Genomic DNA, 14,990 nt, shown 5'->3' with positions numbered 1-14,990 from the left:
ACCCGATCCCCCCTCCGGCTGCGTCCGGCGCGGGAGGAGGATCTGCCGGCGATGCACCGGATGGCCACGGCGGCGCTGCCCGAGGCGTGGCCGCCTGCGGCGCTGGCCGCAGCGATCTCCGACGAGCAGGAGCATCAGAGGGCCGTCGTCGCCGAGATCGCGCGCCGGCCCGTCGGCTACCTGCTCTATAGCCGGCTGGCCGGGGAGTTCGAGCTGCTGCAACTGGTGGTCGATGAAGGCTGGCGGCGGCGGGGCGTCGGCCGCCGGCTGCTCGCCGCGCTCTGCGCCGAGGCGGATGGCTGCGACGGCACCATCATGCTGGAGCTGCGCGCCTCCAACCGGGCGGCGCTGGCCCTCTACCGCACGGCCGGCTTCACCATCGTCGGCCGGCGCCCCGGCTACTACCGCCCGGCAACCCCCGGCGGCGCGCGCGAGAGCGCGCTGATCATGCGCTATCCGTAATCGGCCCCCCTCCCCAGCCACACTTGCATGTACAAGAACCGGTTTCGCACATCCGCCCATGGCCGAGACCGCTTGCATCCTGCGTGCGACCGGACCGACGGGATCATTTCCGATGGAACCGCAAAAAGTCCCTCCGTGGACTTTTTGCTTGACGGCGATCGAAGAGCGCGGTCTTCGATCGCCTTACAAATCAATCGCTTGCTTGCGCAAGCTCTTGATTTGCGCGGCCCTCCATGGCCGCGATGATGGTTTCTTACGAAACCATCATTTCCGCAGGGAGGCGATCCTCCTGGTGAGGGCCTCGCTGATGGTCACCGCCTTCTCCGGCGGCAGGAAGGAGAGGATCTTGCCCACCTTCTTCTCGTCCATGCGCAGGAAGATCTTCACCACCGTCTCCAAATCCATCTTCGCCACCACCGGCGCCGCCCGCTCGGGCTTCATCGCCGAATAGACGGCGGTCAGCCGCTTGATCTTCTTGCTCTTGATGCTCTCCTCCTGCTTGAGCATGTCGCGCAAGGCGGCCTCCATCTGCTTGAGTTCGTCGATCCGGACCAGCACACGGGTCTCCATCTCCGAAAGCTTCCGCTCCCGCTCATCCAGCGCCTTCTTGCGCGCATCGAGCTTCTTCTGCAACGCGCGCAGCGAGGAGAGCAGCTCGGCATCCTTGCCCGAGGGAAGCGACTCCGCCGCCCGGGCGATGGAGATCTCGGCGATCTCGGTCAACGAGGTGAGAACGGCATCGACCGCCCCCGAAGAACGGCGGCTCGGGGGCGGGGGGGCGGAAGAGGTGGCCGCCCCGCCGCCATCATGCAGCCGCTCCCTACCGACCTCCGCCTGAGGGATCGAAGACGCGGCGTGGCGCGGGGCGGCGGCCGGCGCGACCGAGGCGACCACCGCCGGCGCGACCGACCCATCCCCGGGGCGGCTCCACAGCGGCAGCAGCAGCTTCGCCCCCACCGCCAGCGTGAGCAGGGAGATCAGCAGCAGAAAGGGGCGACGCACCGCCGGCTACCCCTCCTCCACCACCGCGCCGCGCGCAGCACGGGAGCCGGCGAAGAGATCCTCCATCTGCCGCGCGCGCTTCAGCTCCTCCCGCCGCCGCTCCCGTCGGATGCGCCGGCGGTCGGCATCCTCATGCACCTTCTCCCGTACACCCGCCTCGGCCCAGCGCCGGATCAGCTCCTGCTCCTCCTCCTCCAGGCGGGCGAGTTCCCGGTCGAGGAAGAGCACCATCGCCCGCTTCTCCTCGACCGCGCACTGGATGGCGGTCAACTCGGCCACCGCCATGCCGCCCCCCATCTCCTCGGCGATGCGCCCGCGCAGACGGACGATCTCCTCCGCCACCGCGGTGCGGGTGGCGCGGAACTGCCCCCGCCGCCGCCGGAGATCGGCCAGCTCCATCTCACGCTGCTTGCGGTCATGGCCCGCAAGCCGGGCCAGCAGGTGGTGGGCGCTCTGCTTCACGGCCGCCGGACGGTACCCTGCGCCCCGGCATGGAGCCGCAGCAGCTGCTCCACCGCATCCATCCGTGCCACCTTCTCCTCCGGCCGCTGCTGGAGGAAGGCACGGATCCGATCCATACGGCCGATCACCGCATCCAGTTGCGGATTGCTCCCCTGCTCGTAGGCACCCATGGTGATCATCTCCTCCATCTCTTCGTAGAGCGCCAGATCCTTACGCAAGGCGCGTGCCGCCATCCGCTGCTCCTCGGAGGCGATCTGCCCCTCCAACCGGCTGATGCTACGGAGGATGTTGATCGCCGGATAGTGCCCCCGCTCGGCCAGGCGCCGCTCGAGCACGATGTGGCCGTCGAGGATGGCCATGGCGGCATCGGCCACCGGATCGGCGGCGAGATCGTCCCCCTCGACCAGCACGGTGTAGAGGGCACTCATGCTGCCGCCCCCCTCCTCGCCGGGACCGGCCCGCTCCAACAGATCGGCGATGGCGCTGAAGCAGGAGGGGGTGAACCCCTTGGTGGTGGGCGGCTCGCCCAGCATCAGGCCGATCTCGCGCTGCGCCTGGGCAAAGCGGGTGAGGCTGTCCATCATCAGCAGCACGCGCCGGCCGCGGCTGCGGAACTGCTCGGCGATGGTGGTGGCGGTCAACGCCGCGCGCACCCTGAGCACCGGCGGCGTGTCGGAGGTGGAGACCACCACCACCGACCGTTTGAGCGCCTCCTCTCCCAACGCCAGATCGAGAAACTCGCGCACCTCGCGGCCGCGCTCGCCCACCAGGGCGATGACGTTGACCTCGGCATCGCTGTTGCGCGCCAGCATTCCCATCAGCGAGCTCTTGCCGACACCGGCGCCGGCGAAGATCCCCATCCGCTGCCCCCATCCCATCGGCAGGCAACCGTCCAGCGCCTTGACGCCCAGCTCCATCGGGGTGTCGATCAGGTGACGGGAGAAGGGGTTGAGCCGCTGGCCATACAGCGGACAGGTCGGCCCCTGCGGCTTGAGCGGCCGACCGTCCATCGCCTGCCCCAGCGCGTTGACCACCCGGCCGAGCAGATGGTCGTCCACCGGCAGCGACGGAGGGGCGTGGCGCGAGAGCACCGCATCGCCCGGAGCGATGCCACGGGTGGCGCCGACCGGCATCAGCATGATCCGCTCGTCGCGGAAGCCGACCACCTCCGCCTCGATGGCGGTGCCGGAGCTGCAGTAGATGGTGCAGGCATTCCCGATGCCGGCGGTGATGCCGGTCACCTCCACCATCGGACCCAGCACCTTGTGCACCCGCCCGCGCAGCGGATAGGGGGTACGGGCGGCGAAACGGCGCAACACCGCCCGCCGCTCCCCCTCGTGCCAGATCAGCTGGTCGGGGATCTCCGCTCCTCCCTGAGCGACGCCTGCAGCTCCGGCCGGAGGGCCCGCACCAGATCGGCGGCGGCACGCAGCGGATCGATGAAGGCATCCTGCTGCTGCGAGATCAGACGGCAGGTTCCGCTCTCCAACGTGGCGTCGGCCACCACCTGCCACGGCCGCGCCTCTTCGGAGACGATGCGCCGGAGCTCGGCGAGGTCGTCGGGATGGACCGCCAGTTGCAGCGTCTCCGGAGGCACCGGCATGTTCTCGGCCACCCGGGCGGCGGCGGTGACCAGCCAGCCGCGCTGCTCCGCACTCAGCGCACCGATCAGGGTCTCGGCCACCATCTGCGCGATGTCGATCACCGCGTCGGCCATCGCCCGCTGGATGTGGAGCATCTGCTCCCGGGCCTGCTCCAGCATGGCGTCGAACTGGTCGAGCAGCGCCTCCGCCCGCTCCCGCCCCAACGCCAGACCGGCGGCCTCCCCCTTGGCGTAGGCCTCGCTGCAGGCGTCCGCCTCCAACTTCTCGGCATGCGCCTTCGCCTCCTGCAGCATCCGCTCCAGCTGCATCACGCGCAGCTCGGCCTCCGACGGCTCCGGCGACTGCTTAGGCTGTGCTGCATCATCCGGCTCCTCCTCCGCCGGCGCCGGCGGCCTATCCGTCGGATGCGGATCTCCACCCTCTCCGGAGGAGGGCCCCTCCACCGGCCGGAAGGGGACGAACGGCGCGGAGGCCTCTGGCGCCTCCTCCCCCCCATCCAGCGGGCGCAGGAAGGGGAGGGTGGCCGAACTCCCGACCGGACCGCCCACATCCCCGCGGGCAACCTTCGGGATCGGCAACGGATTGAGCCCCCCCATCAGACCAGATCCTCGGCCCCGCCCAGGGTGATGGCACCGTCATCGTCCAGCTTGCGCGCCACACGCAGGATGTTCATCTGACTCTCCTCCACATCGGCCAGCTTCAGCGGCGGCATCACCTGCATGTCCTCGCGCATGATGTCGGCGGCCCGCTGAGACATGTTGCTGAAGAAGCGCTCGGCCACCTCCTCGGAGGATCCCTTGAGCGCCCGCACCAGATCGTCGGAGGAGACGTGCTTGAGCAGGGTCTGGATGTCGCGGTCGGAAAGCATCTTGAGATCCTCGAAGACCAGCAGCATCTTGTCCACCTGCGAGAAGAGCTCCGGATCCTTCTCCTCCAGCTTCTGCAGGATCGGCTTGGAGACGCTCTTGTCCAGCGTCTTGAGGATCTGCACCACGTTGACCATGCCGTCGAAGCTCATGCCCGACTGGCCGGTCGACTCCGACATCACCTTCTCCAGCGTCTCCTCGATGTCGCGCACCAGCTCCTGCGAGACCGACTCGATCTTGGACATGCGCAACACCACCGACATCTGGATGTCGTCCGGCAGCATCGAGATCACCTGGCTGGCCACCGCGGTGTCGATGTTGCCCAGAATCAGGGCGATGGTCTGCGGGTGCTCGTTCTCGATGAAGCTGGTGATCATCCGCGGATTCATGCGCGAGAGCTTGTCCCAGATGGTCAGCGTGCGCGGCTTGTCCATCTCCTGGATCAGCCGCTTGGCCCGATCCTCGTCGATCGCCCGCTGGAAGAGCGCCATCACATCCTTCTTGGTCGACCGCAGCAGCGGATCGTTGGATTGATGCAGCGCCAGATACTCCTCGAGCACCTTGTTGAGCACGTCGGTGGGGATCTTGCCCATCTCGCTCATCCGCCGGCCGATCCGCATCAGGGTCTCGTCGTCCATCTGGCGGATCACCGGCGCCGCCGCCTCCGGGCCGAGGGCGAAGAGCAGCAGCGCCACCTTGTCGTCGCCGGTGAGCTCGCTGAAGTCCTTGCCCCCTCTGGCCATCAGGTGCTACCCGCCCACTCGGCCAGCACCTTGGCCGCCCGATCGGGATCGTGCTTCACCGCGATGCGGGCCTTCTCCACCATGGCCAGCCGGGCATAGGCCTCCTCGGAAAGGCTGGCGAAGGGATCCTCGTCCTCCTCCTCTTCCTCGGCCGGGGCATGAAGCTGCGAGATCCGCTGGGCCAGCGGCCGCAGCAGGAACCAGGCCATCAGCAGCATGGCGATCGCCGCCAGGGTGTAGCGGGCCATCTCCATGTAGAAGGCGTGCCTCTTCGCCGCGGCCATCTCGGCGGCCGTGCCGTGGGCGCTGGAGATGTCGTGGATCGGCATGCTCTGGATGGTCACCAGATCGCCGCGATCCTCGTTGTAGCCGATGGCGGCGTTGACCAGCTCGCGCAGCCGGGCCAGCTCCTTGGCCGAAAGCGGCGTGAACTGCACGTTGCCCTCCTTGTCGGTGGTGCTCTTGCCCCCGACCACCACCGCGACGGAGTACCGCTTCACCGCCCCGAAGGGGATGATGCGGTGCTCGTTGACCTGGCTGATCTCGTAGTTGATCGTGCTCTCGTCCCGGCTGGCCCGCTCGCGCGGTCCGGCCGTGGCCGGATTGATCACCGTCCCGTCGGGGGAGACCGCCGGATTGTTGCCCGGCGTGTTGGAGGCGATCCCCGGCACGCCGATCGCCGCCCCCTCTTTCGAATCGCGCTTCTCGCTGACGGTGTGCTGGCTGCGGATCACCTGCTCGTCGGGGTTGTAGCTGGTGCGGTTCTGCTCGACGAACTCCCGGTCGATGTCCGCGGTCACCCGCACCACCGCCTGGCCAGCGCCGACCACTTGCTCCAGCATCGAGGTGATGCGGTGCTCCATGCGCGCCTCCAGCGCCGCCTGGAACTCCTGCATCGTCTGCCCCTGGCTGGAGGGCTGATCCTTCTCGTCGCCGGAGAGCAGATTGCCCGAGGCGTCCACCACCGTCACATCCTTGGGATCGAGGTTGGGAACGCTGGAGGCGACGAGGTTCTGGATCGCCACCACCGACTGATGCGGCAGCTTGCCGCTGCCGGTGAGCTGCAGCATCACCGAGGCGCGCGCCTTACGGTCGCGCTCGGCGAAGGCCGACTCCTTGGGCATGACCAGCAACACGCGCGCCGAGGCCACCTGCGGGATCACCTCGATGGTCCGGGCCAGCTCCCCCTGCAGTGCGCGCTGCAGATTGACCTTCTGGGTGAAGTCGCTCACCCCGAAGCTGCTCTGCTTGTCGAACAGCTCGTATCCGGTGCCGCTCTTCGGCTGCAGGTTTTTCGACGCCAGCTTGAGCCGGACGGTGTAGACCCGGTCCGCCGGCACCAGCACCGTACCGGCCCCCTCCAGCTTGTAGGGGATCTTCTCCTTCTGCAGTTGCTCGACGATCGCCGCGGCGTCCTTCTCGCTCAGGCCGGAGTAGAGGGTGCGGTACGGAGGTGCACCCGACCAGAGCATCAGCCCGACGAAGCCGAGGAACATCAGGCTGGCGGCGACGAACATCAGCAGCTTGCGGTAACGGATCAGCAACAGTTGGAAGAGGGTCAACCCGCGGGAGGCGGCGGAGAACTCCCCGGTGATCTCCCCCTGGGCGGTGGGGGTGGCCGCGGCGCTCGGTGCGACGGCTCCTGCGGGTTGCTGGGTGGCGACTGCGGTATCGGCCATGGCTCAACACTCCGGTACTTCTGGATCTACGGGAAACAACGGCGGCGTCGGGAAGAGGGGGCTAGACCTGCATCCGCATCACTTCGCGGTAGGCCTCGACCAGCTTGTTGCGTGTGGCCACCATCAGCTGGAAGGAGAGGCTCGCCTTCTGCAAGGCCAGCAGGACCTCGGTGGTGTCCCCCCCCTTGCCCATCGCCACCTCGGTCGCCGCTCTGGATGCGGCCTTCACATCATGGTTCACCTGCCGGGTGTAGGCGCGGATCATGGCGGCGAATCCGCCCTGATTCTGTTTCCGCCCGCCGACCGATGGCATCGGCATCGACCGGGCCTGTCCGGTCACGGATCCTGTTTGCATGGTCATTTCAGATCGAATCGCAACAAGTCCGTCCATGGACTTTTTGCTTGGCGGCGATCGAAAAGCGCGGTTTTCGATCGCCTTACAAAACAGTCGCCTGCCTGCGCAAGCTCCTGTTTTGCGCGGCCGTCCTGGCCGCGGGTGATGGTTTCTTGCAAAACCATCATCTCAATTCACCTCTCTCGTTTCGCATCCGATCTATTTGAGCAGATCGAGCGAGCGCATGAACATCCGCTTGGAGGCCTCCATCGCCGTCACGTTGGCCTCGAAGCTGCGGGCGGCCGCGGTCATGTCGACCATCTCCTGCACCGGATTGACGTTGGGCATCTTGACGATGCCGCGGGCGTCGGCGTCGGGATGGCCCGGGTTGTAGATCTCACGGAAGGGGGTCGGATCCTCGACCACGGAGTGGACCCGCACGGCACGCGGAGCATCATGCTGCATGGTGTCGCGGAAGACCGAGTCGAACGACTGGCCCGCCTTGACCGCCTCGAAGACCACCTGCCGCCGACGGTAGGGGCCGCCGCGGGCGGTGCGGGTGGCATCGGCGTTGGCGATGTTCTGCGCCACCACATCCATGCGCTCGCGCTGCGCGCTCATGCCGCGTGCGCTGATCGACATCGAAGAGAAGAAATCGGAAGCCATCGTGCATCACCTCCCTTCGCGAATGGCGTTGCGCAGCCCGGAGAGCTTCTGCTTGAGCAGCCGGACCGAAAGATCGTGCAGCATCTGGTTCTTGGCCATCTCGACCATCTGCTGTTGCAGATCGACGCTGTTTCCGTCCATACGGGTGTTGACCCCCCCCTCGTGGTGGAAAACACCGCCCAGGTCGAGCCGGCGGTCGTCGGTGGAGAAGTCCATGTGCCGCGGATCGGAGCGGTAGAGCGCCACCGGGTGGCGGGTGCGGACGGCGGAGTCGAGAAAATCGGCGAAGGTGCGCCGGTCCGCCTTGTAGTTGGGGGTATCGGTGTTGGCGATGTTGCTGCTGAAGACGGCCTGCGCCTTCTCGCGCGCGACGGCCACCGCCTCGAGCTGCGCGAAGGTGCCGCCGAAGAGTGTCATGCCCATCGAAAACCTCCCTTGGCCCACCGTCCACGCGCATGGCGCGGAGACGGCGATGCGGTCAGGGATCAGTCAAGCAACAGCCGTGCCACTCTTGTATTCGTTGAGCTTGTTGCGCAGGGTGCGGATGCTGATCCCCAGCAGCCTGGCCGCTTCGGTGCGGTTGCCGCGCACATGCTCGAGCGTCTGCTCGATCAACACCCGCTCCATGTCGCGGATCGTCATCCCGGCGCGGACCCCCTGGAGCGGTTCCCCCTTCCCCGGGGTGGTCGCCGCGGCGATCGCCCCGGAGGGATCGAGCCCCAGATGGGTCGGCTGGATCGTACCGCCGGCACTCATCAGGAAGGCGCGGTGCATGCAGTTCTCCAGCTCCCGCACGTTGCCCGGCCAGGGGTAGCGCATCATCGTACGCTCCGCCTCGGCCCCGACCCGCGGAGCCGGCGTGCCGTACATCCGGCTGAACTGCTGCAGGAAGTGTCGGGCCAGCGGCATGATGTCTCCGGGGCGGTCCCGCAGCGCCGGCAGGCGGACGGTGACCACATTGAGCCGAAAGTAGAGATCCTGGCGAAACTCCCCCTTGGCCACGCTCTCCTCGATGTTACGGTTGCTGGTGGCGATGATGCGCACATCGACCTTGATCGACTTGCGCCCGCCCAGCCGGTCGACCTCCCCTTCCTGCAGCACCCGCAGCAGCTTGGCCTGCAGATGCAGCGGCATCTCGGTGATCTCGTCGAGCAGCAGCGTCCCCTCGTGGGCCAGCTCGAACTTGCCCGGCCGCGCCTGGGTGGCGCCGGTGAAGGCCCCCTTCTCGTGGCCGAAGAGCTCCGACTCCAATACCCCTTCGGGGATCGCCGCGCAGTTGATGGCGACGAAGGCGTGACGCACCCGGGGGGAGCACTGGTGGATGTAGCGGGAGAGCCGCTCCTTGCCGGTGCCCGACTCCCCGACCACCAGCACCGAGGCGTTGCTCGGCGCGATCAGCGCCACATGGTCGAGCAGCCGGCGGGTCTCCACATCCTCGGTGATGAAGAGATCGCTGCCCTGCCGTTGCGCCTTGGCCTGGCGGGCCAGCTCGGTCTGGTGACCGGCCTTGCGCAGATAGATCTCCATCGCCTCGTCGGGGCAGGGGAGCATGCGGTAGTCCATCACCCCCATGCGCATCAGCTCGCCCGCCCGGTCGGGATCGCCGGAGCGGGCCAGCACCACGATGTTGGCCTGGGGATCGTGTTGGAACATGCGCCGGACCATCGCCGGGGCCGTCCGTCCGTCCCAGACGAAGACGATCGCCCCCTCCGGTGGAACGAAGTCCCGCGCCAACTCCTGCGGCGTCGCCTCGATCCGGCAGTCGGGCAGGATCCGCCCAAGCTGCACCCGTAGATCCGACTCCACCGCGTCGGGAAAGCCGACCAGATGGAGCGCTGTGGTCACGGCCTCGCCTCGAGCAGGGCGTTGGCCTCGTGCTCGGCCAATGCCAGCGAGGCCAGCGCGGCATAGATCCCCGCCTTCTTGTCCTGCGCCAGCGACCGCAACGTCGGCAACGCCTGCTTCCATTTGCCGAGCCGGTAGCGGCTCATCGCCAGGTAGTAGCTCCAGGCCGCATCCTGGGCATCCTCCGGCAGACGCAGCCACAGCCGCTCCGAGAGGGCGTACTCGCCGGCCTTGAACAGGGCCAGCGCACGTCTGCGCAGCGCCACCAGACGCGCCTTGCCCCCCGTCTTGCCATAGGCCTCCCACGCATGGGCCGCAACATGCCACCGCTTGCGCGCTTCGGCAATATCGGCGCGCAGCCGCCAGTAGTCGGCGCGCAACCCCTCCACCAGGTCGTCGGGCGAGACCTGGTGGATGGTCTGCGCCGCGGCGTCGAACCGGCCGGTCGCAAACTGCAACTGCGCCACCATCAGCAGCATCTCCGGCCGGTAGATGGTGAACTCGTGCTCGTTCAGCCAGCGGTTGATGCGGTCGATCCCCTTGGGGTCGGCGCGGTCGACCCAGAGCCGCGCCTGCTCCAACATGATGCGCTCCCCGCGCAAGGTGCCGGCATGCCGCCGGTAGAGCCGGGTCAACAGCGCCTGGGCCTGATCGTACTGGGCCAGCATGCGCAGCGCCCGGGCCACCCCGAGCTGGATGTCGTCGTCGATGCCGGCGCGCAGACCGGGATAGCGCTGCCACAACGCCACCGCCTTGAGCCACTCGTGCCGGTCGAGCAGCCGATCGAGATAGCCCTCGAGCACCCGCCGACCCCGCCGCTTCGCCTCCTTGCGGATCTCCGGCGTCACCCCCTCGGCCGCGCGGGCGAAGTTCTCCAGCGCGGCGTCGATCGACCCCTTCGGCGCATCCTTCGCCTCATAGCGGGCCAACCGCGCCCACAGGATCGCCTGGTCCAGCGTAGCCTCGTCCTCGATCACCGACATCTGGTAGCGCCGGGCCAGCTTCTTGAAGGCGACCAACGCCGGCTTGAGGGAGAGGAAGTCGTGCTTGTCGCGCAACTGCAGCATCAGCTTGCGCATGAACGCCTGCCGGCCGACCGTACTGTCCGGATAGTGTTCGGAGATGAACATGTATTCGAGGATCGCCTCGTCACGGCTGTGCTCCGGATTGCGGGCGATCAGATCGGCGCGCACCATGCGCACGTCGCGGCGGAGCAGGTTGTCGGTGTAGCGGCCGAGGAACTCCTCGCTGTAACGCATCGCCTCCTCGTCGCGATGGAACCGGGCCAGCAGCTTGATGTAGGAGGCGAACAGCTCGGGCTCCTCGCGCACGATGCGGGCGTCGACGCGGAAGGCGGCGTCGAGCCCCCGCAACGCCTGCCGGAAACGCCCCTCCCGCAGATCGACCATCGCCGTCCACGCCTTCAACCGCGCCTCGTCGGCCTTGCCCTCGCTCTTGAGCGAGAACTGCAACAGCGCGCTGCGCGCCTTGGCGTATCTCCCCAGATGGAAGAGGATCTGCGCGTCGACCAGCCAGGAGCGGTGGGCCTCGATGCTGCCGCCGTGGATGCGCCGCAACTGCTGGCTGGCGGCCAGCGCGGCGTCGAACTCGCCGTGCTTCCAGTAGAGCTTGACCAGCCGCCAGCGGATGCGTGCACCGTCGCTGCGCTGCGGGAACTCGCGCAGCAACGTCTTGTTGGCCTCGACCGCGGAGGCGATCTCCTCGAAGAAACCGGCGCTGGCCCGGATATACTCCGCATCGGCGATCAGACTGAGCAGACGGAAGCGGGCGTCGTCACTCAGGCCGCCGCCGGCCAGCATGCGCCGCGCCTCCTTGGCCGCCCGCTCCGGATGGCCCGTCTGGATCAAGGTCTGGATCGCCTTGATGTTGCCCGCCGCCGCGGCCGCCGCCTCCGGCGCCGTTCCCAAGACGGCGGCGATGAGAAGCGCGACGAACAGCATGCACAGGCGGCGGCTCATGCCCGCCGCACAAGCAAGGGGGGAGCCAATCACTCCTCGCGCGGCGGCGTCAGCCCCTTCTTCTTGATCTTCTCGAACAGCGTGGTCCGGTTCATCGACAGGAAGGCGGCCGCCCGGTTCTTGTTCCAGCCGAAGCGGTCGAGCGCCATCAGCAGCAGGTGGCGCTCGAAGTCGTCGACCAGCCGCCGGTAGTCGATCGCCTCCTCCTCCGGCAGCGCACGCGGCAGGAACTCCTGCAACAGCCGCTGCTCGCGGTTGAGCATGCGCGAGGGGAGATCCTCCAACGTGATCACCCCCTCCTGTTTGAGGGTGGCCACCCGCTCGATCAGGTTCTGCAGCTCGCGGACGTTGCCCGGCCAGCGGTGGGCGCGCATCGCCGCCCGCGCCTGCTCGTCGATGCCGGTGATGTTGGCCGACAGCCGCCGGTTGAAGAGGCGGATGAAGTGGTCGGCGAGCAGGAAGAGGTCATCCCCCCGCGCGCGCAGCGGCGGCAACTCGAGCGGAATCACGTTGAGCCGGTAGAAGAGATCCTGGCGGAAGGTACCTGCATCGATCGCCTGTTCGAGGTCACGATGGGTGGCGGCGATCACCCGCACGTCGACGTGGATCGACTCGTGGCTGCCCACCGGCTCGAAACAGCGCTCCTGCAACACCCGCAGCAGCTTGACCTGCAGCTTCGGGCTCATGTCGCCGATCTCGTCGAGGAAGATGGTGCCGCCGTTGGCCACGGCGAAGCGCCCCTGACGCGACCGGACCGCACCGGTGAAGGCCCCCTTGACGTGGCCGAAGAGTTCCGATTCGAGCAGCTCCTCGGGGATGGCGCCGCAGTTGATCGAGACGAAGGGGCGCATCGCCCGCCGCCCGTGGCGGTGCAGGGCACGCGCCACCACCTCCTTGCCGGTGCCCGACTCCCCGGTGATCAGCACCGTGCTGTCGGCATCGTGCAACCGTTCGATCATCCCCCGCAGCTTGACGATGGCCGGCGACTCCCCGATCAGCTCCACCGCCCCGCCTGGAGGGGCCGCCCCCTCTCCTCCCGCACGACGCCCGCCCGACTCCGGCACCGCCCGGTGGGCTGCGCCCGCGGCGGGGAGGGCGGCGAGCCGGGCGGCCACCTGGCCGGGAAGCGGCGGGATGTGGAGGAAATCGGCCGCCCCGGCGCGGAAGGCCTCCACCGGCAGCGTCGGATCGCGGTCGTCGCTGCAGAGGATGCAGGCGGTGTCGGGATGCTCCCTGCCGATCCACCCGAGCAGCGCGAGCCCCTCGCCGTCGGGCAGGTCGGTGTGGATCAGCGCCGCGTCGAAGCGCCCCTGACCAAACAGCTCCCGCGCCTGCAACACCCCTCCCGCCCGGGTCACGTAGTGGCCCGCCTGCTGCAGCTCCCCCACCATCGCATGGGTTGATTCCCCGTCACGTCCCACGAGGAGCAGATGCATCCTGGCCACGCTCCACCTCTCCAATGCCCGATCGGACCGGCATCGATGCCGGCGTTCTGCGATGCCATCAACGATGGCGCCTGCCACGGCGTTGTCAACGCATCCGCGCACGACCGGAGGCGCGCTTCGCCTCCTTCTCCATGGCATGGAACCGCTCCCGCAACTCCATGCTCGCCCTGGCCAGCGCCGCCTCACCCTCGTTGCGCACCGCATACATGGTGTCAAGAACTTGACGGTCGTAGTCGAGAAAGCGGCGGATCGCCCCTTCGATCTCCTCCCGCTCCATGCCGAGCGCCTCCATGGCGCCTCGGGCGGCGCGGATGGCGCCGTCGAAGCACTCGCGGTAGGCGTAGCGCACGCCGAGCTCCCTGAAGGAGAAGAGGTGCCGCATCTCCCGCGCCCGAGCGACGATGCGCACGTGTGGAAAGTACTGGCGCACCAGCCGAGCCACCTTCACCGACCGCGCGGGATCGTCGATGGCGATCACCAGCACCCTGGCCCGCTCCAGCCCGGCGGCGCGCAGCAGATCGAGCCGGGCGGCACTGCCGAAGAAGACCTTGAAGCCGTACTCGCGGCTACGCTCGATCCGGTCCGGGTCGTGATCGAGCAGGGTCACCCCGATGTTGTGGGCCATCAGCAGCCGGCCGACCACCTCGCCGAAACGGCCGAAGCCGGCGATCACCACCGGGCGCTCCTCATGATCGATGTCGCACCGATCCGGCCCGGGAACGGCGGTGGCGAGCCTGGGCGCGAGCAGTCGATCGTGCAGCAGCAACAGCAGCGGCGTGGTCATCATGGAGAGCGCCACCACCAACACCAGCAGACGGACCGCCTCCGGCGTCACGATCGCGTCGGCGGAGGCGAACGAGAGCAGCACGAAGGCGAACTCCCCGCCCTGCGACAGCACGATGGAGAAGAAGGGGCGCTGGGGGGCGGGCACCCCTCCGACCCGGCCGACCCACCAGAGCACCGCCGCCTTGATCGTGACCAGCGCCGCCACGATCGAGACCACCATACCGGCGTGGCTGCGCAACAGCCCGAAATCGATCCCCATCCCCACGGCGATGAAGAAGATCCCCATCAACAGCCCCTTGAACGGCTCGATCACCGTCTCCAGCGCATGGCGGTATTCGGAGTCGGCCAGAAGCACGCCGGCGATGAAACTTCCCAGGGCCATCGAGAGGCCGACCGCCTCCATCAACAGGGCGATGCCGATCACCAGGAAGAGGGCGAAGGCGACGAAGATCTCGTGGATCCCGGTGGCGGCGATGAAGCGCAACACCGGCCGCAGCGCGAAATGGCCCGTCCCGACAAGGGCCAGCACGGCGGCGACCGCCTCCGCCGCCCGCACCCCCTCCCCGTGGGGGGTGCCCTCCCCGCCGCCCGGAGCGAGCAACGGCAGCAGGGCCATCAACGGGATCACCGCCAGATCCTGGAAGAGGAGGATGGCAAAGCCGCTGCGCCCCGCCGGTGTGGCGGTGAGCGTACGCTCCTGCATGATCTGCAGCGCCATCGCCGTCGAGGAGAGGGCAAGCGCGAAGGCGCCGACCAGCGCCCCCCGCCAGGGGAGCGCGACCACCGTCCACAACAGTCCGAAGAGGGGTAGCGCAGAGAGCAGAAGCTGCATCGTCCCCGCCCCGAAAATCGGCCGGCGCAACGCCCACAGCCGGCCGGGGCTGAGCTCCAGCCCGACGAGAAAGAGCAGCAGCACCACGCCGAACTCGGAGATCTCCAGCATCGCCTGCCCGTCGGTGACCAGCGCCAACCCCCACGGACCGATGAGGATGCCGCCGATCAGGTAGCCGAGCACCGACCCCAGACCGAGCCGCCCGGCCAGCGGCACCAGCAGCACGGCGGCGCTCAGACAGACGAAGAGAACAAGCAACGGGGATGCTGCCGTCATCGCAGAACG

13 protein-coding genes are annotated in these 14,990 nt (G+C 68.2%); 1 reads left to right on the top strand and 12 read right to left on the bottom strand.

What is annotated here, in order from left to right; all coding sequences use genetic code 11:
• Positions 1–51: 51 nt before the first annotated feature.
• Entirely contained in the window at positions 52–462 is a 411-nt protein-coding gene (locus D6682_05590; GenBank protein RMH51037.1) for a GNAT family N-acetyltransferase, read from the top strand.
• A 264-nt stretch (positions 463–726) separates the two neighbouring features.
• On the opposite strand, the gene D6682_05585 is transcribed toward D6682_05590, so the two are convergent.
• From D6682_05585 to D6682_05530, 12 genes are all read right to left on the bottom strand, one after another.
• The gene (locus D6682_05585; GenBank protein RMH51036.1) at positions 727–1,464 is read right to left on the bottom strand and encodes a hypothetical protein; all 738 of its coding nucleotides are present in this window, start codon (positions 1,462–1,464) and stop codon (positions 727–729) included.
• Positions 1,465–1,470: 6 nt separating this feature from the next.
• A complete protein-coding gene (locus tag D6682_05580) occupies positions 1,471–1,926 on the bottom strand; it encodes a hypothetical protein (GenBank protein RMH51035.1) in 456 nt (151 codons plus the stop codon).
• Positions 1,923–3,176: a FliI/YscN family ATPase gene (locus D6682_05575; protein ID RMH51059.1), complete on the bottom strand. Its 1,254-nt coding sequence runs from the start codon at positions 3,174–3,176 to the stop codon at positions 1,923–1,925. Before D6682_05575 ends, D6682_05580 begins: the two co-directional genes overlap by 4 nt.
• A gap of 95 nt (positions 3,177–3,271) precedes the next feature.
• Complete coding sequence (locus tag D6682_05570; GenBank protein RMH51034.1) at positions 3,272–4,126, bottom strand: hypothetical protein; 855 nt, start codon at positions 4,124–4,126, stop codon at positions 3,272–3,274.
• Positions 4,126–5,139: a flagellar motor switch protein FliG gene (gene fliG, locus D6682_05565; GenBank protein RMH51033.1), complete on the bottom strand. Its 1,014-nt coding sequence runs from the start codon at positions 5,137–5,139 to the stop codon at positions 4,126–4,128. Before fliG ends, D6682_05570 begins: the two co-directional genes overlap by 1 nt.
• The gene (fliF, locus tag D6682_05560) at positions 5,139–6,818 is read right to left on the bottom strand and encodes a flagellar M-ring protein FliF (GenBank protein RMH51032.1); all 1,680 of its coding nucleotides are present in this window, start codon (positions 6,816–6,818) and stop codon (positions 5,139–5,141) included. Before fliF ends, fliG begins: the two co-directional genes overlap by 1 nt.
• 61 nt (positions 6,819–6,879) lie before the next feature.
• Positions 6,880–7,179 (bottom strand): flagellar hook-basal body complex protein FliE, encoded by a 300-nt coding sequence (gene fliE / locus D6682_05555; protein ID RMH51031.1) that lies wholly within the window; start codon positions 7,177–7,179, stop codon positions 6,880–6,882.
• Between the two features lie 192 nt (positions 7,180–7,371).
• Positions 7,372–7,818, bottom strand: a complete 447-nt coding sequence (gene flgC, locus D6682_05550; GenBank protein RMH51030.1) for a flagellar basal body rod protein FlgC — start codon at positions 7,816–7,818, stop codon at positions 7,372–7,374.
• Positions 7,819–7,824: 6 nt separating this feature from the next.
• Positions 7,825–8,241, bottom strand: coding sequence for a flagellar basal body rod protein FlgB (flgB, locus tag D6682_05545; protein ID RMH51029.1), 417 nt, complete (start codon positions 8,239–8,241; stop codon positions 7,825–7,827).
• Between the two features lie 66 nt (positions 8,242–8,307).
• The gene (locus tag D6682_05540; protein RMH51028.1) at positions 8,308–9,786 is read right to left on the bottom strand and encodes a sigma-54-dependent Fis family transcriptional regulator; all 1,479 of its coding nucleotides are present in this window, start codon (positions 9,784–9,786) and stop codon (positions 8,308–8,310) included.
• 1,885 nt (positions 9,787–11,671) lie between these two features.
• Positions 11,672–13,078, bottom strand: a complete 1,407-nt coding sequence (locus D6682_05535) for a sigma-54-dependent Fis family transcriptional regulator (protein RMH51027.1) — start codon at positions 13,076–13,078, stop codon at positions 11,672–11,674.
• A gap of 94 nt (positions 13,079–13,172) precedes the next feature.
• Entirely contained in the window at positions 13,173–14,981 is a 1,809-nt protein-coding gene (locus D6682_05530; protein ID RMH51026.1) for a glutathione-regulated potassium-efflux system protein KefC, read from the bottom strand.
• Positions 14,982–14,990 lie beyond the last annotated feature (9 nt).

Source organism: Zetaproteobacteria bacterium (assembly GCA_003696765.1).
In the GTDB taxonomy this organism is placed as follows: domain Bacteria; phylum Pseudomonadota; class Zetaproteobacteria; order Mariprofundales; family J009; genus RFFX01.
Note: the sequence above shows the minus strand (reverse complement) of the source record. Positions and strands in the feature narration are given on the sequence as shown.